This is a genomic window from Grimontia celer (assembly GCF_900055185.1).
Classification (GTDB): domain Bacteria; phylum Pseudomonadota; class Gammaproteobacteria; order Enterobacterales; family Vibrionaceae; genus Enterovibrio; species Enterovibrio celer.
The window spans coordinates 890,564-912,434 of the sequence record NZ_FIZX01000001.1 but is presented as its reverse complement, the minus strand read 5'-3'; the positions used below and the strand labels follow the sequence as shown (position 1 = coordinate 912,434).

Below are 21,871 nucleotides of genomic sequence, written 5' to 3'. Positions count from 1 at the left end.
TTCTGAAATTCTATTGTACGGCTATGAGCAAAGAACATTCGTATCGGAGTTTGGATTATCTCGTACTTTCATAGCGTTAATTGTTTAAAACGCTCAAACGAAAAACGCCCCGGGTCTAAGACCCGGGGCGGACAAGATGTCAATTCTGTCTATTCTCTCAGCTATGATGGAGTTTTACTTCTTAGGCATTGGCAAGATTTCAAACATGCCGTCGAAGCTATCCAGCGTACCAGCCAGTTTCGTAAGCAACTCTGCATCTCCTTTCACACCTGCCTGACCAGATTTAATCAGATCTTCCAAGCTGGTTTCACCCAATACCACTTTGGTGAAGTCGGTTTTATGAATGATAAGTTCAAAATCTACTTTTGGCAGCTCATCAACTTGGATGTTAGCCATATTCGCGTTAGACACTTCACCGTAGTAACGCTCGCCCAAATCTGGGTGGTACACACCGAAGTTAAAGTCTAGGCCTGCTGCTTCTGCTTTCGGAGCATTCAAACTTACCGCGATGAAGTCGAGGAACATGCCCGTTGGCGTATTCGCAATCACATCTGGTGATGCCAGTTTGATTGAAGGCTGAATGTCACCGGTGCGCAGCTCAACGGCACCCTGCAGATAACTGTTACGCCATGCCATGGTTTCAGACTGATAACCTTGCTGCTCAAAGCTGTCTGCTAACGCAAAACGGTATTTTATGTTGCTAGGCTCACACTGAACCAGATCATTGAACAGCTGAGACGCTTCCTGATATTCACCCGCATTAAAGTGCTTCATACCCGCCTTATAGAAGGCATCCGCACCTGCAGCTTCAACGTATACACACGACTTCTCTGTAGTCTGCAGTGGGTTGGTGTTGACTGGGTTCATGTCGTGATATCCAAGATAGAGATTAACTACTGCTCGGGCGTTATGACTGTATGAGCCGTGGTAACCGTTCGTGTGCCAGGTATCAATCTGAGATTGAGGAACAATCTTCTCGATTTCACGACCAACGTCATGAATGGTCACACCATGGTTTGCCAGTCGCATTGCTTGGTTATGGATAAAGCCGTAGTTGTCACGCTGAAGCGTCATGTAGTCAGAGATTTCATTCGTTTCACTGTTAGCATCATTCCACACTGGCGCTGAGTGAGCTGCGTGAATGTTGTCGACCAAGCCACTGTCTACAAAGCGCATTTTCAGTTCGGTGAGATACTTGGTCCAAACCAGCGAGTCACGAACTTTTGCCCCACGGAAGGTGTAGATGTTGTGCATACCGTCATAAGTCAGCTCTGCGGTGTTCAGAGAGCGGTACTCGGGTACATACAGAACAAGCTCTGCGGGAGCTTCTGCGCCAGGCATATTGATTGCGAGGAAATCCAAGCCATCAATAGTGATCAGTTTCTCGCGCTCTTCAATCTCTTCTGTTGGAGCCACCAGCGTCACTTCGCCACGGGAGGTACCCAAGCCAAGCGCGTTATCAACAATGCCCTTGGTGTTGGTATCCAAGGTTGTACCGTATTGGTAATTAGCGCGGCGTCCCATCGCGGTACCGGCAATCACGTTTTCGTCCGCCAGCTCTTTAATGAAGTCATTCGGCGCGTAAATTTCAGCGTCTGCTGCGAAGTCGCCAGATTCAAAGACACCACGAGAGCCGCCAAAGTGGTCAGCATGCATGTGTGAATAGATCATGCCGGTGATTTTGTGTTCGCCGTTAATAGCAGGCAGGTGCTGTTTCGCAAACTCCCAAGATGCCGCTGCGGCTTCACGGGAAAGCAAAGGATCGTGAATGACATAACCGTTATCAGAGCGGTAAATGGTCATGTTTGACAGGTCTGCACCGCGAATTTGGTAAACGCCGTCAGTTACTTCATACAAGCCACCTGCCGCGTAGTTCAACATACCCTGACGCCAGATAGATGGGTTAACTGTTGGCGGCAGATCATTCACAGACATGTCAGTCATGTATTCGAATCGATTTTTCAACTCACCCGCTTCATGCGTACCAAACTCAGCAATCAGGCCGCGTTTGGTGCGGTCAAACGCTGTTGTGTCATTCCAAGGCAGTGTTTTCGCCACAGCCGCATTCGCATTGATGGTGTGTTCAGAGGCAGGCTTGCCTTCGTAGGTATCGATAGATGCATAGTCATTGGCAAAAGCGCCGAAAGACGCAACGATAGCGAGAGACAGAACTGAAGGAGCGAATCGGGTTTTCATAGTGAACCTCTTGGGGTTTCGTATTGGGTATGGGTGTAATTTACCCTCCCAAAACATAACCATAAATAAACTTAAATTTATTCAATTCATCTCCATGAGTTATGTATAAGACAAAACTGACCGATTAACGCTTGTTCGTTTTGAAAGCTTGTTCGTTTGAAAGAAGGGGAACGGAAGTGGTTAAGTAGGAGTCAAAGACGGCTCAGAGTGCCCGCCTTTCCAAGAAGCTTTGGTAAGAGTTACTTTGGCGCAAGTCCCATGTCATCCAGCACCATGAGGATTTCTTCTTTGCGGGTATTTTTTATTTCGATCCAGGAGATGTTCTCCCGAGCGCCAATGATGGAATAGATGGAATTCAGGCCCATTCCCTTCATTGGTTTGATTTTGGCGTACAAAACATAAGGGTCAATAGCCATAAAGTCCTCAACAGAATAAATGCCAACTTCCGCCAATATTTCTTCGCTACGTGGTCCAAAACCGTTTAATTCTCTGAGTCGTTTTGGCTGCTTTTCATAAGCATCTAACAAGGCATCCTCTCCTTATACTATTCAATTGGTTCAGGCCACGTGCAACGCTACTCTTATTCTACGTGACCCACTTTTTCTTAGTGGTGGAAACCTACAATCGGCTTACCCATGCAAATTGACCTTTCTAGACCCATATACTTGCCGTAAGCCTCGATTTCTTTGAAGCCATTTCGCTGATAGAACTTTACTGCCCTTTCGTTCACTCTTCGGGTGGAAAGCACAGCACCCACATAACCTTTACTCGCGGCGAGGTCTTCAAGCTCATTCAGCAGAAAACTACCGGCACCCGGAACTTTCGAATACATGCGTTTTAGCTCGCAGGTTTGACCTGAATGAAACCGAAACACACCACAGGCGACAGCCTTGTTACCGACGTAAACCACAATACAACCATCACGGCTCAAATCGAAATCATCGGCAACGAACGAGCTTTCGCCGGAATCACCCGTGATATTGCCCAGCGAAACATTGAGTTCGTCGATAAGCGAAATGAAATCTTTATTATGGGCAGGTGTCAGAGATTGGCTTTTGAATGTCATAGGATGAGCGTTTCATAGTTCTGAGCGTCTTGATATAGACGATGAGCAACGGTCGGTCAAAGGTTAACCCATAAAGTAAAGGGACGCGATGTCCCTTGCTCTATCTGTTTTTGTTTTTTAAGACCGACTTAATCATTTTTCCAAAGTTCTTGTCTTTCGTTCTCTTTTCAGAGTAAGACATTTGATTAAATTCGGATTCTCTTTTCATCTTGAGGTAGTTCTTATAACGCTGTTCAGATAACTCACCCGTTTCGATGGCTTTCAAAATGGCACAGCCTTTTTCATTCGTATGCGAGCAGTTTTTGAATTTGCAGTTAAGCGATAGCGCTAAGATCTCTGAAAAGGTTTCATCTAGTCCCTCATCCACCGACATGCTGCCGAGCTCCCGCATCCCAGGGGTATCAATGATCAGCGCACCGCTCTCTAACTGGACTAACTGACGGCTGGTCGTGGTATGGCGACCTTTGCTTTGTATCTTGCTCACCTCTTGGGTTTCGAACTCTTCACTGCCTAACAGTTTGTTGAGCAGTGTTGTCTTCCCAACCCCTGATGAGCCCAACAAGCAATAAGTGCGCCCGAACTTCAACAGCTCAAGAATCGAATCCATGTTTTCCTGATTAAGACTACTAAATTCAATCACCGTTGCATGAGGAGCAATACCCAGCACCTGCGACTTAATATCCTCAATATCTTCTGTTGATAGAAGATCGCTTTTACTGAGTAGAACCACAGGCTCAATATTGCTCTCATTCACCATCACCAAATATCGCTCCAACCTTCGCAAATTGAAGTTTTCATTCAATGACTGAACGATAAAAGCAGTATCAATGTTTGCAGCGATAAGCTGAACGTCGATTTGTTTTCCCGGTGCTTTTCGTTTCAGGAGTGTTTTTCGCGGAAAGACTCCATAAATAATGGCGTGTGAATCATCGTCGTAAAAGTCTGCATAGACCCAATCTCCCGTGGTCGGCAAATCGTTTGAAGACTCGGCACCGTAGAGCAGGTTTCCAGATAGTTCAGAAAAGACCTCCTCCCCACCTTTTGTCACTGTGTAGCTGTTTTTATGCACGGAGACGACACGGGCAATACCATGGTTGGCAGCTTTGCTCTCGTCAATCCGGCTCTCGAACCAATTGCTAAATCCGATGCTTTCCAGCTTATTCGTCATTCTTGTTCTCAGTTTTTATTGCACCTAACCCCACCATATTCAACGAATGCGCTATGTATTTCCATGACCAGATGTAAGAGGTGGCTAAGTTTTTTGCACAATCAAATAGGTGTGTAACTCTGGGTATTGGTCATATTCCAAATGCCGGATAATACAACCGATCTCTATGAACAGATTTAAGAAGCCATTGGTGCCAAGCGATGAGTAATAGACTTCAGGCCCCATAAAGTCATCTTTATGGGCTCCTGACTCTTCTGTGCCACCGAACGAAAAGATGAACACACCACCCTCATTAAGACTCTCGACGATCTTGGTCAGAACCTGCTTTTGTTCAGATAAAGGAATATGCCAAATGCTGTCCCACCCAGTGATAAAGTCATACTTCTCGGAGAGTACGTATTCACAGATATCACCTTGAATGAATTGAATATCTGGGTGTTTCTCTCTCGCAATCTTGAGCATCTCACTAGAAACATCCAAACCAGAAGGCGTAAAACCTTCGCTTACAAGCAGATCCATAAACCGACCTGTGCAGCCGCAACCAATATCCAACGCATTGCCACGATGCTTGGCAAAGCTCATTGCTTTGTTATGCTGGGCAATACCATTGGTCATATTGAAGCCCTCATCTGTCCAAAGATGAGTGATTTGATCGTAGGCTTTTCCTATCTCGTCAGGATTCATGTTTAACTCTCGTTATTCATTGGGCATCTCTTAAGCACCTATCCCTTGCTTTGATGCGACAAACGCCCGATACCAATTTCCCGTCACCACAAATTTAGGAAAGGTATAAAGTTGCTCAAGTAGGATTCTCGACATCGCATTTTTGAAGCTTGTAAATGGCTCTGCCGGGTTTGCCTCTTTGCTGTGTCCCAACCCCTGCAAACCGAATGAAACTGCCATTAATAACACTGACATCAGCACAGCTATCAAATCAAGACTAAGTAGTGAGAACACAAAAGACGCAAAGCCTAAGAGAAAGCAGGGAACAAAGATGATATGGATGAGAAGATTTTTCTTCGATTGATGAAACCTTGAATAGCCTTTCCATTGCCATTCAATGAGTTCGTTAAAGGGCATGTGTCCTCCGTGATTGATTCGCCTTTTTACACTTTGACTAAGACATTTAATACGCCAACGTATGCGATTCCACCTATTTGTACCTGACAAAAATTGCGGTACGCATTTTCCTTAATACTTCCAATATGTTTCCCAATATCAAATTTAGGTGGAAAAAGCGAGAGGATTTGACATTGGAATTCACAGGCGTTTGTATTTTGTCTGACAACACAGTCTTCATTGTGTCTTTGGCTGTCCGCAGTCATTAATTCATAAAATAAGCTGACTCTTTCTCGTCAAACAAGCATTCCAAAGGATATGGAAGTTCAAGCTTTGGCAAGTCATCTTTTGAAAACCATTCAAGGTTTTTGGTTTCCCTGTCGACCTCAGACTCTGAAGCACCTTTGACTACGCATTTGAACAGAATGATCGTGTATTCAACCTGATCGCCGTTGGGATAAGTAAAGCAGAAACCGTCACCGCCAAAAACACCAAGCAATCGGTCTACTTTCACAATGAAGCCCGTTTCTTCGCGCACTTCTCTGATGACCGCTTGTACTGGTGACTCCTGAGGTTCAATCATCCCCGCTGGAAGGCTCCAGGTATTGTCATTTTTTTGTTGAAGCAGCAGTTCATTACATTCATTTAAAATCACCGCCGCAACCCCAGGAAGCAGCAAGGGCATATGGCCGACTTTAGACCGTAACTCTTTTATATATTCACTTGCGCTCAATTTTCCTCCAGAACAATCCGTAGATAACAGCTACCTTTTCCCAATTCGATAAAACGGGGAATAAAAATCAAATAAGTATTTGTATTCGCAATGTATGCCTATTAAACGCCCAACTACCGAATGAGCTCTTGTACCTTTTGAATAGCATCACAGAATAGCTTGTGACAATCGTTGGGAATAGGGTCACCTAATCTATGCCAGAAAAACTGAAATTCATGTCCACCATCATCTTGGGTATAAAAGCACCACGTTTTAGGCAAGGTTTCACCAACTTGGCATAAAACAAAGTGCCAAAACTGGTCTTGATAACCACTTTCCCAACTCCCCAAATACGTGGTGTTTAATACATAGGAGATTCCTGACTCTTCGGTAAGCTCTCGTTTCGCCGCGCTCTCGTAAGAAATATCAAAGGGTTCGACAGTGCCTTTTACCAGTTGAATACCCGCCAGAGGGTGTTTGAATAAAAGAAGATTCATCTCACCGTCTATTTCACGCAAGACCAACGGGCATACCTTAATTCTTCTCAAACTCATTTGTAGTTCTGTAACTTGGATAGTTTCATTTCAACCTGACAAAAAACCCGCTGATTTCGGCAGCGGGTTATTGGAATTACTTGAAGCTTTTAATCAGGTCGAGATACCGCACTTCATCGTCAGCAATTTCGCCATCGGCATCAGAGATTTCCTTCGCCAACGTTTTCGCTTTTTCTGCTGCGCCCAACTCAGAGAGCTCTTGCATCAGTTGCGAGAGGTAGGCAGAAGCTTCCTCATCAGAACCGTCGAGCACGCTGTTAATCTTACCAATGCAGTTACGTTGGAATGATTCCACACTGACAGTCGATTTCCACTCAATGGTTTGCAGAAGCTCGTCCATGTACTTTTGCTCAGCCAATGCCACACGGTTATCAATCTTGTAGAAAAACGTCGCAAGCTCAATGAGTTTCTCGCTCGCACTTTGTTCACTCTCAGCCAGTAATGAAGCCGCTTTACCCTGAAAAACAGCGATAATGTTCATCCTAGTTCTCCTTAACTCATTCTCAGAATCCGATGCGCTGTGGCAATTAAATTAAGTGTCGTTCTGGTTTTATTTCCACCCGCTAACTGGCGTTTACCATAACAAATCTAGCCAACGTACGGATAGGGAAAGATGCGTGTTCTCCGACACATTATTGAGCAATAAATTTCATTGGGTTAGATGCTGGTAGTATCGATTTGGCATTCGGCAGGGACAGCCGTTATAAGGCCACACCGACAATCATCCGCACTGCCAGCAACGACAGTAGAACCTTAATCACTTTTACCACAAGCTCGTTCTTTGCCTTGAGGCGGAGCTTTGTACCCAAATAAGAACCAATCACCGCACCCGCAACCATAAAACCAATCACAGAAAGTTCAGAAAGTAGTGATGTGGTAATAACAAGATACACGGGTATCTTTGCAAAGTGGCTGATGGTCATAAACAGCGAGCTTGTCGCGATGATTTCATCTTTGCAGGCTAGTTTTTTGGTTAAGACACTGAGTCCAAGTGGCCCTGTAGCACCAACGACTAGCCCTAAACCGGTTTGGAGAAACCCGATAAGATAAAAACTCTCATATTTACTGATTGCAGATGAAAAGTGCTTACTCCAAAGGTTGAGCAAGATATAAAGCCCAATTGCCAAAGGCACATATTCCATGGAGATATGTGACAAGCCATAACCAATCACGACCGCACCAAGAACAGAACCGACGAGGAAACCCGGTAGCAGTTCCCACCTAACCTTGTTCAGTGAAAACAACATTCTAGAAGAGTTGCTCGCCAACTGCACGAGCCCATGTATTGGGATAATAAGACTGGGCGCCAAGAATGAGGGAAGAAAGGAAATCAGCAGCATACCGCCACCGAAACCCACTACCGCAGCAACCATTGAAGTCGCTAAAGCGAGTATTCCTAATAGGATTTCGATACTTGAGCCTCCTGCGCTATGGCGTCAGCATAGGTGAAGAGTTTATAGGCGATAACGCTGCGCCCACCAGAAAGCTGGGAGCGCAGCAAAGCATTCACTGAAGCAGAGTACTTTGTTAAAGCTAATTTCGTGTTTGCTCTAATAGCTAAATTTCGACTTTGTCAAAATACTTAATGGTTGGCGGTGCAAGGAGAAAAGAGCCTAACTCTTCTAATATTCCATTCTGTTCAATGAAGTTCAAATACGCCTGATGGCTTTCCAACGTCAACCACTCTTCATCCAAGAACATTTCGTTATTCTTTTCGTCAAATAGTACTTTAACCTGCATATTTCCTTTAAACCCTCTTACATTAGGTAAGTTGTCTTCCAGAAATGGCAGTAAGGTTTGAAACTGATCTGGTTTTACTTGGCAGTTTAGCGTGACTCTAACACTCATTTTTCGCTCCTTTGGGATGAAATCTAAGTGCAGACTAACCAAGCACTCAAAGGTAAACTACCTGCAAACTGCCAAAAATAACGATTTTCAATCTATCTTATGGCTTTATTTGTTTTGGTGTTACACCATATTTGTCTTTGAACGCCTTGATAAAAGCCGACACGTTTTCATAACCCATCGTCAGAGCGACTTCAGTTACAGACAGCTCTTTACCTACCAGAAGGTCTTTAGCTTTAGATAATCTTTTCTCTTGTAGCCACTTTTTGGGTGTTACCTTGTAGTTTTCTTTAAAATCGCGATTGAAACTTGAAAGGCTTCTTCCGGAAAGATACGCCAAGTCGCTAACAGTCAAATGAAGTACATCAAGCGTTTCTAACATGCGCGTGAGGTTTCTTTTAGGAGGGACTCTTTTCTTTGTGGCCAGCAGTGAGTTAAAAATGTGCTGACTATCTCTCCATGCAATAAGGTGGAGCAGCTCCTGGAGTTTAACGTTCAAATAGGAAGGAGTGTTTATGTCAGCTTGAATTGATTGGAAAAAACTTGAAAAATCGTGGTTGCCTTCCAAAAGATAAAAGGTTTCCTTTCGCTCATAGCCAGCCAAAGGGCTTTTAATTTTGCTTAAGTAGTCATTGATAACATCATCATCAAAGAACACAAGATATGCTTTAAGTGATTCTGTTTTTTTAACAAAATCAGATTGAAGATTTACCCCTTGAGGGAGAAATATAGCAGATCCCGCACTCAACTCGACCGTATCGTTGTTGTAGTTTGTGATGACCTCACGACCGCTTTCAACAAATATGAAGCAAGGTGTATTGGTGTAGAATTCAATGTCTACCAAGTCGCGATCAAGGCTCTTATAAAAAATGACTGAGTTTCGATGATGACAAATCATTGCTACATCTTTCATGGCATAAAGAGCTTGTGGTATCACCAGCACGTTTGATTGCGTATGCTCAAAAATTGTTTTCATTTTCGTTTTTCAGGTTTATCGGGGTAATAAGTAGCACCTAGTCTTTCCATAAATCTGCTTTCAGCCCTTTTAATTCTGCTCTACTTACTTTTTAAAAAATAAAGAGATAAAGAGATAAAGAGATAAAGAGATAAAGAGATAAAGAGATAAAGAGATAAAGAGATAAAGAGATAAAGAGATAGACCGAAATTAAATTCAGAATCTTCACAATAAATTTCCGGTTTATAAATAAAGATCCACTCATACTCCATCCCAATGGTTAAGTGACATTATAATATATCAGATATATCCTTTAAAACCAATCCGACAAATAATTTTACAAGCATTCAACCATTCGCACTCGGAATTACCGAAAATATTTGGTACGCCGTTTCATCTTTATGCTCCGTAACCTCTGTATCATTCCAGCCTGTAGTTCCGAATGGAATACTCTCAACATCCGTATTTTTTACTTATTCCTATTAATTTCTTGGAGCACATCATATCGGGTTCGCCGGTAATTTTGGAGCGACAAATAAAAATCATCAACCACTACGCCTTGTGAAAGAGCTGATTAAACATATGCTAAATCTACAAACGTATTTAGTATTAAGATTTATTTCAACTCTATTTCTCTATCATCTTAAATGCTGTTGGACCAGCCATTTAGAAGAAGAAAGAAACCTGAGTAACAGCCAACTTGCCATTATTACTACAGTTAGGATTGTAGAAGTAATGATATAAGCCCGTGCCATCACAATCAAATTTTAAAATAGCTTCTACTGCAATCAACCAAAGATAAAATTGACTAAAAAAATTAAATATTTTTATTCGATAACTAAAGAAACCACAATAAGATCTATAAGCATGGTGGCTATCGGAGGAAAAACACATAAAACTAGAAAAAGTAATCGACATCACGCTCGCCATAAATATAGTACTTTTTCCAGGCCCCATTATTTCTTACGTTTCAACGTTGCAACAACTGTCACTCACTAAAATGCCCAAGACTACTTTAACACCTATATTCATAGCACTTTGAAAAACAGGAAATTTAACAATTTCTTTGCCAATAGTATTGTGAAACTCTGGGTGAGGCGAGAGCCGCTTATAACGTAAGCACTATTTGAAAAAACTCATCATTTCTCCGCATATAAATCGAAAAAACTGATTAAATTCGATATAATATAATAGATCTATAGAAATCCCAACTAAATGGTGAAGATAAAGCGTCATGACCATAAAACGGAAATAACGCCAAATTAACGAAGTTTAAATTTTTTTGATGACGTTATATTTATTAATAAAAATATATCGATCATAAATTACATTCGTTGATAAAATCGCGACATCTTTTAATATTAGGGTTTCTACATTCGTAAAATTGATAGAGTGAATTGGACTTAGATAAACCAAAAACCTTATATTTCACTTCTTTGAAAAAATAGACCAACGCTTCCTCAATTTCCCTCGCCGTGTTAACGTGTTCATGCTTCATTAACAACTCGTAGTTAAGTCCATGTTTTATCTTAAACTCCAATCCAGTAGTCAACTTCCAACCCAGCGTCCATAGCCAAGTACCTTCACTTGGAATACTTGCTCTGAACACTCCGTCATCTCTCAGAAACAATCCACATCGAGCAACAACCTCAGGTAAATTACATATATGCTCTAATGTAGCAATTGAAGTAATTCGATCATATTTACTATGGATGGGCACCTCAGAAATGTCATCATATATACTTCTTATTCTATGTAAACAACTAGAGTTTCTATAAAGTTCACTAAAAGGCTCCACAATGTCATAGTTGTCAGATACAGGCTCATATCTTAGTTGATTAAGGGTACCCGCCCCTAACTCAAGAGTAACTTTACCTGATTCCCTCTGACCGGAAATATCTTCTGCGACTTTTTTGTGCAACCAAGACTCCATCCACTGCGATAGAGAAGATGCCGCTGTCGAACCTTCTCTATTATTTTTATAATGCTCGGAATAAATATCTTTAATTTCTTTTGGTAAAACCGGTCGTTCTTTTGGATAATTTTCAAACATTAATTTTCCTATAAATTCATTTACATAACACAGCTTAAAAGACGAAAAATATTATGCTAAACTTGGCAATAAATGAGCGTGAGCCAAATTTTGTCATTTCTGAAGAAATTCCACATCATATTCATCTACTAGCACTTAAGTCGAAAATATTCATGCTGCTAAGTATATTGATTTCCTTAGATAGGTCACGGCCTACACATCTCATTAATAAATACCCCATGGTTCAAATTTCTATGACACATCGACCACAAAATAAATCCATCATGTTATCATTAAACTAGTAACTATATTAATTATATACATCCATCTCGATCATTTTATTACAAAACAAAACAATATGTCCATATTTTCTTAGATAACATAATATCGTGGTTACAGATACTTATCAAATCACTCAAATCCGTTTGAGTTTTTGTATTGATGATACTTTAAAAAACTGCCGCATTGGCAAAACGTCCAGTTTATAGCCTTGATACTCATTGAGCCTTCCCTTCAATTAACCACCTGGCCAAGCTGGAGGGCGACAAAACCAAAACGGAGAAGACTCAGTAAGATTTTATCACCAACACCATAATTATTACTGCGACATCGATCAGCGTGTGTGTATTTTCTACGTCTATATTCTTGATGCGGCAGGCAATAAGTCCTTCACACGAAGATGGGGCATACCCAAAGGTATTACCGGTACTGGGTCAGTTACCTTTGCCTCGACTACGCCAATGATTTTCTGAAAATCGCCTCCCTTCTCAGAGGCGACAATTCCCCGGTGTCTGCGTTGATCCAAAAGCCATGTGCACTAAAGGTGATTTACTTCACCAACGAACCAACTCGCGCTCCACGGCGCGAACCTTAAAATCCAAGTCGCCAACACCTTTACCCAATACAATGCGCAGTTATCCCTATTCCAGAGAATACGTGCCCAACCGCTTCAATGAGCCGGTAATTAATCGTAACATCGATGTCCACATCAATATCTTTGCCTTATACAACAAAGAACTCTCCAAGTTGGAGCGCCTTATTGAGAAAAACGCCAAACAGCACAACCCGAAAGACTATTTACTCCTTCAAACTGTGCCCGGCATTGGCCTTCTTAGCAGAGGCGGTACTCTTCTTCCGGGGAACCCTAAGATATCTGACCTGACTGCAAAAACGTCTGAGCAAAGCCAAAGCACTGGCCTCTTTGGCGCACCATGAGGTAAGCTGGACATCTAACTGGTTCTGAGAAAGAGCATCTTCTTTACTGCGCTATTGGGTAAAAACCTCATGGTCTGCTGTGTCAACCATTGCGCAAGCCCATCGACCTTGATTAGCCGCCTATTTGTGCCCACCAGAACGAACAACAAAGTTGCTTGCACCTTGAATGGTGCAAGCCTGGGTTGACCGAATAGTGTCTATTTGTCCTTAAACCCAAATGACAGGCAGAGTAGCAACCGTAGTAAGAGCCTCTCTAAAGATGTTTTCCCTAAGCAATAACTTAACGGCTCATATAACAACTCGAAGTAGATGACTTTGTTTATCGAGAGTCTTGACTGCTAACGCAGCCAAAAATGCTATTGCATCTTGACCTGAGAAGGGCTCATATATGTTGGTTTATTTACATGTTTAATCATTAAACGTTTCTTTACAAATCTCGTCACAGAACTGCTTAACGACCAACTCCGAACTAACACCACCGATAACTATGCTATGCGATAAGTTGGTAGCGAATGGCCCTTCCCATAACTCATTCAAGGGCTTCGATTGTAAACTCGTAAGCAATGTTTTAATCAATGCCGCGTGCGACACGACCAGTATCTTTTTACCTTTATGCTCTTGCGAAATTCGCTTAATACAGGCGATAGACCGAGCTTTTAAGTCATGAAATGACTCTGCACCGCTCATCCGAAAGCAACCAGGTCGATTCCAGAAATCATAATAGTCCGTTGCAAATTGTTCTTTAACATCACTATGTTTCATGCCTTCCCAAGAGCCCATATTGATCTCTCTTAGCTCATGGGTCTCATATATTGGGATATCTACGTCATTGACTAAGATCCTTGCTGTGTCAGAAGCCCTCGAACTTGTTGAGCAAAAGACAGCATCAAAGTTTAGGTGCTCTATCTTTTTGCGGGCAGCTGCAGCTTGAGCCTTTCCAAGTTCCGTAAGCGGTGAATCTTTGAAGCCCTGCATACGGCCTTCAATGTTCCACTCTGTTTCACCATGTCTAAAAATATGAATCTCTGTCACGTAAATTATTCCTTACTTACAACGCCGGATAACTAGAAGCGGGCATCCGAGCAAGTGGTGAGTGACGCCTCACCGACCAAAATTGATCATCGTAAACACGTAATCCCAATTTGACGCTAAAATTGTCGAGCGTTACGAATCCAACTGAAGCGTTTGTTGCGCAACTTTTTCACGTAGAAGGTTCAAGTGCTGCCAACTTTGTTTAAAGAGCGTTTTGTAATTCGAAGTTGGCTCAAACTCGACGACTACCCACTTAAGCCGATTAAATTCACTAAGTTGTTCATATACTTCGGGCAACGGAACACTTCCCTGGCCCAGAGCAACAGACTCTGCGTTGGCAAAATCTCTTAAATGTAAGTGTGACACTTTGTCTCTATGTTCATGAAGAAAGTCATTAACATTGACGTTAGCTAAGTGAAGCCATCCAACATCAATGCAAAGATCTATATGTTCATAATGAAGCTCATTTTCAAGTATTGAAAAAGGAGTAGAGGTTTCACCAAGGTTTATTAAAAACTCAAAGTCATGATTGTGATATTGAACTTTAATACCTTCTTTGGCATACAGTTCAGCCACACGATTTAATAAACCACATGTAACCTTGAAATTGTCCAGACTTCTATCGTGCCACCCCAAAGGACCAGAAACATACAAGTTTCTGCATTTATGCCGACTTAAATAGCTTATTAGCTCATCATGTTTTACGAGTTGCTCTGGTGCAACATGCACCCCAACGCAATCTAACCCAAACTGATCAGGTTCCCCCTCGGCTTCTAGAAGAAAAGGTAATTCAACGCCATCATAACCAGTTTCACTTATAAACTTAAGAACATGTGCTAACTCACTTTTCAAGACTTTTTCAGGAATGCCGAATAACTGAGCGCCAATGTACATCTACCCTCCAATTGCGTTACGCTTGCTACTAACGAAAAGCGTTTTTCGCGAGTCTAGCCCCTGTGGGGGCAATGCATGTATGTAAAATACCTTGATAACCTGACGCATTGACAAAACGTCCCGTTGATAACCTTGTGTACGAGCGCTAGGTATTAATACCTTTTTTCAAGTAAGGTGTTCAGCAACGCTTTAACGTTATCCATATCATCAACCAGTAAGCTTCGCCCAGCCTGAACAATGGCTAAACCGACGTTCACCCAAATTTTAAGAACCATAAGTCCAAAAAACATGGCAATGATGCGATTAAAATTACCCGATACAGACACTTCAGTACCATCTAAAGTTACTGAGTAAGATTTACTCTCAGTACCCACGACATATTCATATACTGGGTTGCTTTCAAAATCACTCAGATAACCAGGAATGCTAAGAATCAGCTGAATTAATATCAACACTCCTATTATCATCAAAGAAAAACCAACATACTTCATTGCATTACTCACATGTATTCCTTACATAACATTGTAATATCGAACGTTTATTAGCCCAAACTGATTGAAACGATTTAATTATTATTTTTAGAAAAGGCACCAAGAGTAATCGTACCGTTAACTATATTTTCCTGACAGGGACTTAGGTCCCTAATAACATCCCCCTCATTTTTGAGCTCATTTATATCACTTGCTTTATGACCTTAATAAAAGAGCAAGGCACCTATCAGTACTAGAACAAAACATATACCCGTCATGCTTATTAACACCCTTAATAATAGAAATAACCACCGTCTATTTTCAGGGTATAATTCGAGTGTACTGGAGTTAAACACATAGGTTATAAACAATGCTGGAGAGGTAGCTACATAGAGGATATATAGATTCTCATATCCGCTAGTATCATATCTTTTCATCAACCAACCCATATACACAGAAAGAATGGAGGAAATAAAAAAGCAGAATACACAAATGAGAAAAATGAAGAAGAAAAATAGTTTTCCCAATTTAATCATACCTTTTTATTGTTAACGCTTTATTGCGTCGTATATAGCCTTAACCACTAAATCCGACGCATAACAAACGAGTCATTCTTGAATGATTTTTTGTGTTATTTTTCCGCGTAGTCCGATTAAGTTTCCAAATGGGTCCTCAACTTGGCACATTGACAACCCACCTTCTATATCCATTGGCCCGCGATAAAGGCACGCACCTAGTTCTTTAAAACGAGCTAAAGCAACAGACAAATTATCTACAGACCAATAAACAACCGTACCACTTTTACCAGTACCAACCTTTTCGTCAGCTTGAACTATCTCCAGTGAGAACCCATTTAGATCAAGCGCTGTAAAGTCAAAGTCAGGGTGGTAAACCGGAACCGCTCCCGGAAAAGCTTTCTTGTACCATTCAAGCCCTTTAGCTACATCTGGGACATGAACAAGAACTGCTAATGGATACATAATTTTCCTCTAACCATATGATGCCTTATCAAGTTGCAGCTAACCGCCCCGATACTCAAATACAGACACCGTAAACACTGAACTCAATTGAGCCAAGAATCCCAAAGGTTAGTTGTCAGCTTGAGCTATTCGTTAGCTTTCTGCGCTGATGCTCGTCTGGGATAGCGACAATCTGGAAGTCATCTTCATATATGACTAGACCCGGAGCATTTGACGTTAACTCGGTAACTGTGAAGCCACATTTTTCAACATAAGGAATTATGGCTACTACATGAGCAATGATTTCAACCGATGTATCCTTAAACCAACAGACACCTTTCAAGCTTTCTGGGTTGTTAAAAACATCAGGAATTGGAAAGGAACTCATCAACCATTCTAGATGGGAATCTAGGTCAGCAATACAGGTTCCATCGGCCTGCTTTTCTCTACTGATACGATAAGCCACGCCTAAGATTCCTTGATTCACTCCCGACTGTTTGTTGATATGCCCAACGACAAAACGTTTGAACACTATTTGTTCCTCATGATTCAACCAGAAAGCCAGCGCCCTGTTAAGGGGTGAGCAACGCAATGCTATTTTTCAGCACACCAGCTATCACTAAAATCAACGCATGACAAAACTACTATGCGTTACGAATCCGTTTTAAAGCGTTTGCTAGTTATATTGTGCAAAGTACGCTAGCGCTTCAGGTGTAAGCAAGACACGCCAGTTATCTTTGTACTTTTTGAAACCATGTTGGAAAATGTTTTGAGTAGATATTCCCCCGAGTTCATACATTACTTTGTATGTTACAACCATGGTATCACCATGATTTGTCTTCCTAAGATATTCAATCTCAGGGTTGGCTATTTCTAAATTTTTAGTGGGGAGCTTAGCAATTAGATTAGTACAAATATTAGTATAGGCTTCTTCTGCCCCTAACTTAATTGCTTGCTGTCGAGTATTAACACCCAACAATGGAAGCAAGTTTTCCTCGACCATATCTTTATTTGAGCTTTTAAGTGAATTATCTACCTTCTTTTTATAAAAGCTTAGGTCATCAGGATGTACTAGCTGAGCAATCTGTTCACAATTAAAACTAAGATTAGCCGCAACGTATTTATCAACCAAAATTTCCAGCTCACTAGCATTCACTCCGAAAGCGAAAATTATTGATGTAAAAGTGACTATAAATCTCAAAACTATTTCCTTATATCAGAATCTTGCTATAAAGAGCGGGCATGTTTAACAAACCCAGCAACCGAGGGCGTGATGTTTAATTTCCTATTCAGGTTTTATTTTCGTTTACTGCATGTACAATTTTTACCAATGGGAGCTTGTATATATCCTGGATTAGATAGTTGTAGTTAAATAGCTGATACGTAATCTTGTTTATTGATCTGCTTTCTGGGTTTAATAATGTGATGTAAATTGCTCTAGAGCTGTACTTTATTTCACTTAACTCATCTATATTGAGAGTTCGCTTTATAAATAGATTACGAATTACTATCTTGCCTTCTTTGACCTCTACGTAGGATGAAAAAGGGAGCAGCATGCCCAAAGTGACAGACATACTGATGAATGCTAGTGAAAGCTCGACATAGGCAAACCAAACTCCATTTTTTAGGTGAAATAAGCCCATGAGAATAAATGGCATGCTACCTATTAGCGTCAAAAAAGGTCTTTTGGGCTTAATAGTGGTCTTCAAATTCACCTCAATAGATCCTAACGCCAGCATAACGGGCACTTTCTAAACCAATATGTGTCAAACACCTAATTCACGGTGAAATTGCACGACGAAGAAATATCCCGTTCATGCATTTGTTATATGCGTGATATCCACAGCGCAACTCCAAAGATGAGGACAGGAAGAAGTGAAACCATGAAATAAACAGCGTTGAAAAAGAATACCTTTTCCTTTCGTTCCTTCTCATCAATTTCCATAATAAAAATCTTAGCTTTAATGAGTTGCTTATCATCACTGACCACTTTATTAATAAAAATCGAAGTTAATATCAGCGTAGCGAATACAGCTAAAATACTAAGTCCTGGACTTATCCAAAATCTTGTAAATTCCAACAACGCAATATCTAGAACGCCAACAGAAATCACGGCAGGTGTGGCAAGCCGTACGATAGCTCCCCAACATTTACCTTTGAGTTCTCTGGTGAGAGTTTTTGTAGCATCGCTGATGTAAACAACGGATATCAATAGCTTTACTTCATCTAAAACTTTCAATTGAACTTCCATTTCGATTTTAGCGTATAACGCCTGCTTAAGCGGCGCAAAGTTGTTGGCTAAACTTAGCGACGGAGGAGCAAAGCCAACAACTTTGCATCCGTTTAAAGCACTTGTTAGCTCTCTACGCTTTATAAGCAATAAATTGAGTAGAGAGTTCTTTCACCTGATTCATGGCTTGCAGCTTCATTTTCACAAATGTCGTAAACGTCTCTTTCGTAAAACTTTTCTACATATATAACATGCCAACCTAAAAAACTTTTAAACTCAGGGATTACTTCACTTTTCTGAGAAGAAAATACATGTTGTTCAAACTCCAAATCCATCATACCTTCATAAATAGTATCAAGCTTTCCACCGTTCCCAGCACTCGCGGTATCTATTGATACATTCTCTGCAAGTTTTTTAAATGCTACAAATTGTTCGCCTTTATCTAATAATTGAAGTTCAGCATATACATCTTTAGCATCTTTTTCTGTCATCACCATTATGTGATAAACATCTGCAAAGCGTACTTTCTTTACTGACTCATTACTAGTTGAAGCACAGCCAACTAAAAAAAACAAAACGATTAAAAAGTTAAATTTCATACAAACCTCATTGAGAGCTAACGTCGGCTTGAGGGGATAAAAACACACGATTCACTCGAAATAACCACCTTAAGCACCAAATTTGAAAAGACTAAAAAATGATTCAGTGTTTTTAGTCCCCTTGAAGCCCTTGTTAGATGCCCTTTACCATCAGTAAACAAGGCGTACCTTCCCCCCAAAACTCTCTTATTTCTTCAAGAGGAGAAAAACCGAGTGAAAGATAGAACTGTCTGGTTTTTTCGTAATTTGCATCGCCGTAAGATGGGCCCAACGTTTTGACTTGCACATACTTGATGCCTTGTGTCTTTAAATCTTCCTCTACAGACCGATACAACTGCTTACCAATGCCTTGTCGATGGAAATCAAGATGGACTGCTAACACGTGAAGTTCAGCAGAGCATTCATTGTGTATGTTGACTGAAAAGAAGCCAATTAGTCGCTCATCAAGGAACGCTGTATACGTGCTCAGGTGATCAATTTCATTTACGTACTCGATAAGAGAATCTTCACGCCCAAACCACTCGGGAACACTACGCAGAATTTTTTCACACTTGTGCCCCAATCCTTTACTAGGAGGTCGTAACTTTACATTGGGCATTGAAACTCCATTGGCAGCTAACGAATGACATGGATTCCCCCTCACGAGGATTTGCCACACTTAGGTGTCGCGTTAAATACCGGAGGTAATCATGTCTTCTCAATTCTTTTGTGGCGTTGACCTCGCCAAACACCACTTCTCTCTGCACGCGGTTGATGAACGGGGAAAGGTCATCCTTCATAAATCTGTATCACACGCTAAATTGCTGACTACATTAGCAAATATGCCAGCTATGCGTATAGGCATTGAAGCGTGTAGTGGTGTGCATTATTGGGCCAGAGCGTTCACCCAATTAGGCCATGATACCCGCATCATGGCGGCTAAGTATGTCAGCCCCTACCGCACAAAAGGCAAGAATGACCTTAATGATGCCATTGCTATCTGTGAAGCCGTCCAAAGACCCAATACGCGGTTTGTTCCTGTTAAATCACCTGAACGCCAAGCCATTCTTGCTATTCACCGAATGCGTGAGCACTGGGTTCAGGAGCGTACTGCCCTCATTAATCGTATCCGTGCTTTGCTCGCCGAATTTGGCATCGTCATTCCAACCGGACGTGCCGCTGTCCATCGCGAGGTTCCTCTTATTCTCGAAGCCGCTGAAAACGGCTTACCTGATATTGCCCGTGCTGTCCTGGCGGATTGCTTTGAACACTTACAGACACTGAATCAACGTGTCGAAGACACTGACCAGTGCTTTGAGATGGTGACCAAAGTCAGCCCTAATGCGCAGCGTATCCTCAACGTCCGAGGCGTCGGACCTCAAACCGCCACAGCCATTATTGCTGCCATCGGTAAAGGTGAGCAGTTCGACTCCGGGAGAGACTTTGCTGCTTGGTTGGGATTAGTTCCCAAACAGTATTCAACCGGCGGTAAACCTCGCCTTGGGCGCATTAGTAAACGGGGCGACAAGTATCTACGAACCTTGTTAGTTCACGGCGCGAGAGCCGTCATAACCAACCTCGGGGAAAAACAGGACAGGCTCAGTGTCTGGGGGAGAAACGTCCTCGAACGACGAGGGATGAACCGAGCCATTGTCGCACTGGCAGCTAAGAACGCCCGCATTATCTGGGCGTTGTTGCACAACCAAACCGAATATCAAGACTACGCCGCCTGAGTAAGAGGCGGCGCAGGGAAACACACCAACCGGGTCATTGCAGACGCAGCTGATGAGGATAGGTTAAGACCATTTGCAGAGAGCCTGTTAATACGGCGGGCACATTGATACCTTCTAACGCCAATTTGTTTAATAAAAAGGGGCACTGCAACCGCGTAATGTCATCAGGGCCATGACGTGAGTCAGTGAAAGGCCGAATGTAGAGCGGCAGTCCAAAACCCATCTTCAAAAGTCTAGCGGATGTTTGACGAACGGGGGAATCCATGTAGCCCTGTTAAGGTGTGAGCAACGCAATACCAAAGCCGCCGCATACCACCTTAAACACTAAAACCAACGCATAGTAAAAATGCCACGCGTTGCGAATCACTCTTAAACAGTTTGTTATGTGTCTTGGCCACCTTTTGTAATTGTTCTTTTATAATGACAAAACAAACATTTATATACAAAGGGAAGCAACAAACTTGTCAAAGGCGATTCCCCCTTTACTCCCATTACGACACTTTCATCAACCGATTGCTGAGTCGCAAATGACTTCAAGTAATTTTTTGCTAAGCCAGGTGGGCTTAAACCGTCTTGGTACTTGCTGAATCGTAAACGCACATATTTTGCGTGAAAATGATATACGTCTTTCGGATTAGTGAGAATTTCTATATGCTGTTTATAGCTATGCTTCCCTAAGAAACCATTTTCGCTGTGTCTTGCTTGTGCTGACGTAATGTCAAGAATATCACTTTTAGGGTCATCCAAATTTAATTTAATCCAAGCATGGTACAGTTGTTCTGGATCCGTATTGATCCTAGCGTTTTCACTGAACATAGCAATGTGTGAGTACGTATGGTATATCCGATTTAAACGAGGAGGATCAATTACACCAATAACTACACCAGCGTTCTCGGCAACTTGTTTGACCATAGGCAAAATAGCGAAGTGTGCAGGTAAGCAACTCTCTCTGAGGTAACTATCTTGCTTGAGGCCTCTGGTACTATCTACCCAAATAGAGCGCTTTGTTTCTTGGCTAATATATTGCTCTTGCATTACTTCTATTGCGTATCTCTTTAGCTCTTCTACAAACTCTATACTAAAGTTTTCTATCATTATTCAAAAACACAACAACCTGATTAATAACAATTTTTAATTATATCAGTTAAGTTAAGCATTATGAATTATATTATT

General features: G+C 41.7%; 25 protein-coding genes. 2 read left to right on the top strand and 23 right to left on the bottom strand.

Features of this window, described 5'->3' with window-relative positions; translation table 11 throughout:
- Positions 1 to 174: 174 nt before the first annotated feature.
- The 13 genes from GCE9029_RS04120 to GCE9029_RS25765 form a co-directional block, all read right to left on the bottom strand.
- A complete protein-coding gene (locus tag GCE9029_RS04120) occupies positions 175 to 2,196 on the bottom strand; it encodes an alkyl/aryl-sulfatase (protein ID WP_062661153.1) in 2,022 nt (673 codons plus the stop codon).
- A gap of 239 nt (positions 2,197 to 2,435) precedes the next feature.
- The gene (locus GCE9029_RS04115; RefSeq protein ID WP_062661152.1) at positions 2,436 to 2,723 is read right to left on the bottom strand and encodes a TfoX/Sxy family DNA transformation protein; all 288 of its coding nucleotides are present in this window, start codon (positions 2,721 to 2,723) and stop codon (positions 2,436 to 2,438) included.
- A gap of 77 nt (positions 2,724 to 2,800) precedes the next feature.
- The gene (locus GCE9029_RS04110) at positions 2,801 to 3,262 is read right to left on the bottom strand and encodes a GNAT family N-acetyltransferase (protein ID WP_062661151.1); all 462 of its coding nucleotides are present in this window, start codon (positions 3,260 to 3,262) and stop codon (positions 2,801 to 2,803) included.
- Between the two features lie 100 nt (positions 3,263 to 3,362).
- Positions 3,363 to 4,430 (bottom strand): ribosome small subunit-dependent GTPase A, encoded by a 1,068-nt coding sequence (gene rsgA / locus GCE9029_RS04105; protein WP_062661150.1) that lies wholly within the window; start codon positions 4,428 to 4,430, stop codon positions 3,363 to 3,365.
- 84 nt (positions 4,431 to 4,514) lie between these two features.
- Positions 4,515 to 5,114, bottom strand: coding sequence for a class I SAM-dependent DNA methyltransferase (locus tag GCE9029_RS04100; protein WP_062661149.1), 600 nt, complete (start codon positions 5,112 to 5,114; stop codon positions 4,515 to 4,517).
- Between the two features lie 30 nt (positions 5,115 to 5,144).
- Entirely contained in the window at positions 5,145 to 5,510 is a 366-nt protein-coding gene (locus GCE9029_RS04095) for a terminase (protein ID WP_062661148.1), read from the bottom strand.
- 244 nt (positions 5,511 to 5,754) lie between these two features.
- A complete protein-coding gene (locus tag GCE9029_RS04085) occupies positions 5,755 to 6,222 on the bottom strand; it encodes an NUDIX domain-containing protein (RefSeq protein WP_062661146.1) in 468 nt (155 codons plus the stop codon).
- Positions 6,223 to 6,335: 113 nt separating this feature from the next.
- On the bottom strand, positions 6,336 to 6,755 hold the full coding sequence (locus GCE9029_RS04080; protein WP_062661145.1) for an NUDIX hydrolase: 420 nt from the start codon (positions 6,753 to 6,755) through the stop codon (positions 6,336 to 6,338).
- 76 nt (positions 6,756 to 6,831) lie between these two features.
- Positions 6,832 to 7,236 carry a hypothetical protein gene (locus tag GCE9029_RS04075; RefSeq protein WP_002541377.1) on the bottom strand — a complete coding sequence of 135 codons (405 nt, stop codon included), beginning with the start codon at positions 7,234 to 7,236 and terminating at the stop codon, positions 6,832 to 6,834.
- Positions 7,237 to 7,456: 220 nt separating this feature from the next.
- Positions 7,457 to 8,149, bottom strand: coding sequence for a sulfite exporter TauE/SafE family protein (locus tag GCE9029_RS04070; RefSeq protein ID WP_269449272.1), 693 nt, complete (start codon positions 8,147 to 8,149; stop codon positions 7,457 to 7,459).
- 163 nt (positions 8,150 to 8,312) lie between these two features.
- Positions 8,313 to 8,603, bottom strand: coding sequence for a putative quinol monooxygenase (locus GCE9029_RS04065; RefSeq protein ID WP_062661143.1), 291 nt, complete (start codon positions 8,601 to 8,603; stop codon positions 8,313 to 8,315).
- 97 nt (positions 8,604 to 8,700) lie between these two features.
- On the bottom strand, positions 8,701 to 9,576 hold the full coding sequence (locus GCE9029_RS04060) for a helix-turn-helix domain-containing protein (protein WP_062661142.1): 876 nt from the start codon (positions 9,574 to 9,576) through the stop codon (positions 8,701 to 8,703).
- A gap of 1,297 nt (positions 9,577 to 10,873) precedes the next feature.
- Positions 10,874 to 11,608 (bottom strand): class I SAM-dependent methyltransferase, encoded by a 735-nt coding sequence (locus tag GCE9029_RS25765; RefSeq protein ID WP_062661141.1) that lies wholly within the window; start codon positions 11,606 to 11,608, stop codon positions 10,874 to 10,876.
- Between the two features lie 915 nt (positions 11,609 to 12,523).
- Between GCE9029_RS25765 and GCE9029_RS04050 the strand changes: the two genes are divergently transcribed.
- Positions 12,524 to 12,802, top strand: a complete 279-nt coding sequence (locus tag GCE9029_RS04050; RefSeq protein ID WP_062661140.1) for a hypothetical protein — start codon at positions 12,524 to 12,526, stop codon at positions 12,800 to 12,802.
- Between the two features lie 408 nt (positions 12,803 to 13,210).
- Here the strand turns inward: GCE9029_RS04050 and GCE9029_RS04045 are convergent, their stop codons facing one another.
- The 9 genes from GCE9029_RS04045 to GCE9029_RS04000 all read right to left on the bottom strand — a co-directional run bounded on the left by GCE9029_RS04045 (position 13,211) and on the right by GCE9029_RS04000 (position 19,584).
- Complete coding sequence (locus GCE9029_RS04045; RefSeq protein ID WP_062661139.1) at positions 13,211 to 13,834, bottom strand: histidine phosphatase family protein; 624 nt, start codon at positions 13,832 to 13,834, stop codon at positions 13,211 to 13,213.
- Between the two features lie 132 nt (positions 13,835 to 13,966).
- Complete coding sequence (locus GCE9029_RS04040; RefSeq protein ID WP_062661138.1) at positions 13,967 to 14,728, bottom strand: sugar phosphate isomerase/epimerase family protein; 762 nt, start codon at positions 14,726 to 14,728, stop codon at positions 13,967 to 13,969.
- Between the two features lie 152 nt (positions 14,729 to 14,880).
- The gene (locus GCE9029_RS04035) at positions 14,881 to 15,231 is read right to left on the bottom strand and encodes a hypothetical protein (protein ID WP_062661137.1); all 351 of its coding nucleotides are present in this window, start codon (positions 15,229 to 15,231) and stop codon (positions 14,881 to 14,883) included.
- Between the two features lie 575 nt (positions 15,232 to 15,806).
- Positions 15,807 to 16,178 carry a VOC family protein gene (locus GCE9029_RS04030; RefSeq protein ID WP_062661136.1) on the bottom strand — a complete coding sequence of 124 codons (372 nt, stop codon included), beginning with the start codon at positions 16,176 to 16,178 and terminating at the stop codon, positions 15,807 to 15,809.
- A 115-nt stretch (positions 16,179 to 16,293) separates the two neighbouring features.
- Complete coding sequence (locus GCE9029_RS04025; protein WP_062661135.1) at positions 16,294 to 16,689, bottom strand: hypothetical protein; 396 nt, start codon at positions 16,687 to 16,689, stop codon at positions 16,294 to 16,296.
- 144 nt (positions 16,690 to 16,833) lie between these two features.
- On the bottom strand, positions 16,834 to 17,358 hold the full coding sequence (locus GCE9029_RS04020; RefSeq protein ID WP_062661134.1) for a hypothetical protein: 525 nt from the start codon (positions 17,356 to 17,358) through the stop codon (positions 16,834 to 16,836).
- Positions 17,359 to 17,982: 624 nt separating this feature from the next.
- Entirely contained in the window at positions 17,983 to 18,408 is a 426-nt protein-coding gene (locus GCE9029_RS04010) for a hypothetical protein (protein WP_197475318.1), read from the bottom strand.
- Between the two features lie 119 nt (positions 18,409 to 18,527).
- The gene (locus GCE9029_RS04005) at positions 18,528 to 18,986 is read right to left on the bottom strand and encodes a peptidylprolyl isomerase (RefSeq protein WP_062661131.1); all 459 of its coding nucleotides are present in this window, start codon (positions 18,984 to 18,986) and stop codon (positions 18,528 to 18,530) included.
- A 133-nt stretch (positions 18,987 to 19,119) separates the two neighbouring features.
- Positions 19,120 to 19,584: a GNAT family N-acetyltransferase gene (locus GCE9029_RS04000; RefSeq protein WP_062661130.1), complete on the bottom strand. Its 465-nt coding sequence runs from the start codon at positions 19,582 to 19,584 to the stop codon at positions 19,120 to 19,122.
- A gap of 91 nt (positions 19,585 to 19,675) precedes the next feature.
- Here GCE9029_RS04000 and GCE9029_RS03995 point away from each other — a divergent pair, with 91 nt between their 5' ends.
- Positions 19,676 to 20,698 (top strand): IS110 family RNA-guided transposase, encoded by a 1,023-nt coding sequence (locus GCE9029_RS03995; RefSeq protein ID WP_062661129.1) that lies wholly within the window; start codon positions 19,676 to 19,678, stop codon positions 20,696 to 20,698.
- Positions 20,699 to 21,079: 381 nt separating this feature from the next.
- Here GCE9029_RS03995 and GCE9029_RS03990 read toward each other — a convergent pair whose 3' ends face one another.
- The gene (locus tag GCE9029_RS03990; RefSeq protein WP_157487766.1) at positions 21,080 to 21,733 is read right to left on the bottom strand and encodes a hypothetical protein; all 654 of its coding nucleotides are present in this window, start codon (positions 21,731 to 21,733) and stop codon (positions 21,080 to 21,082) included.
- Between the last annotated feature and the right edge of the window lie 138 nt (positions 21,734 to 21,871).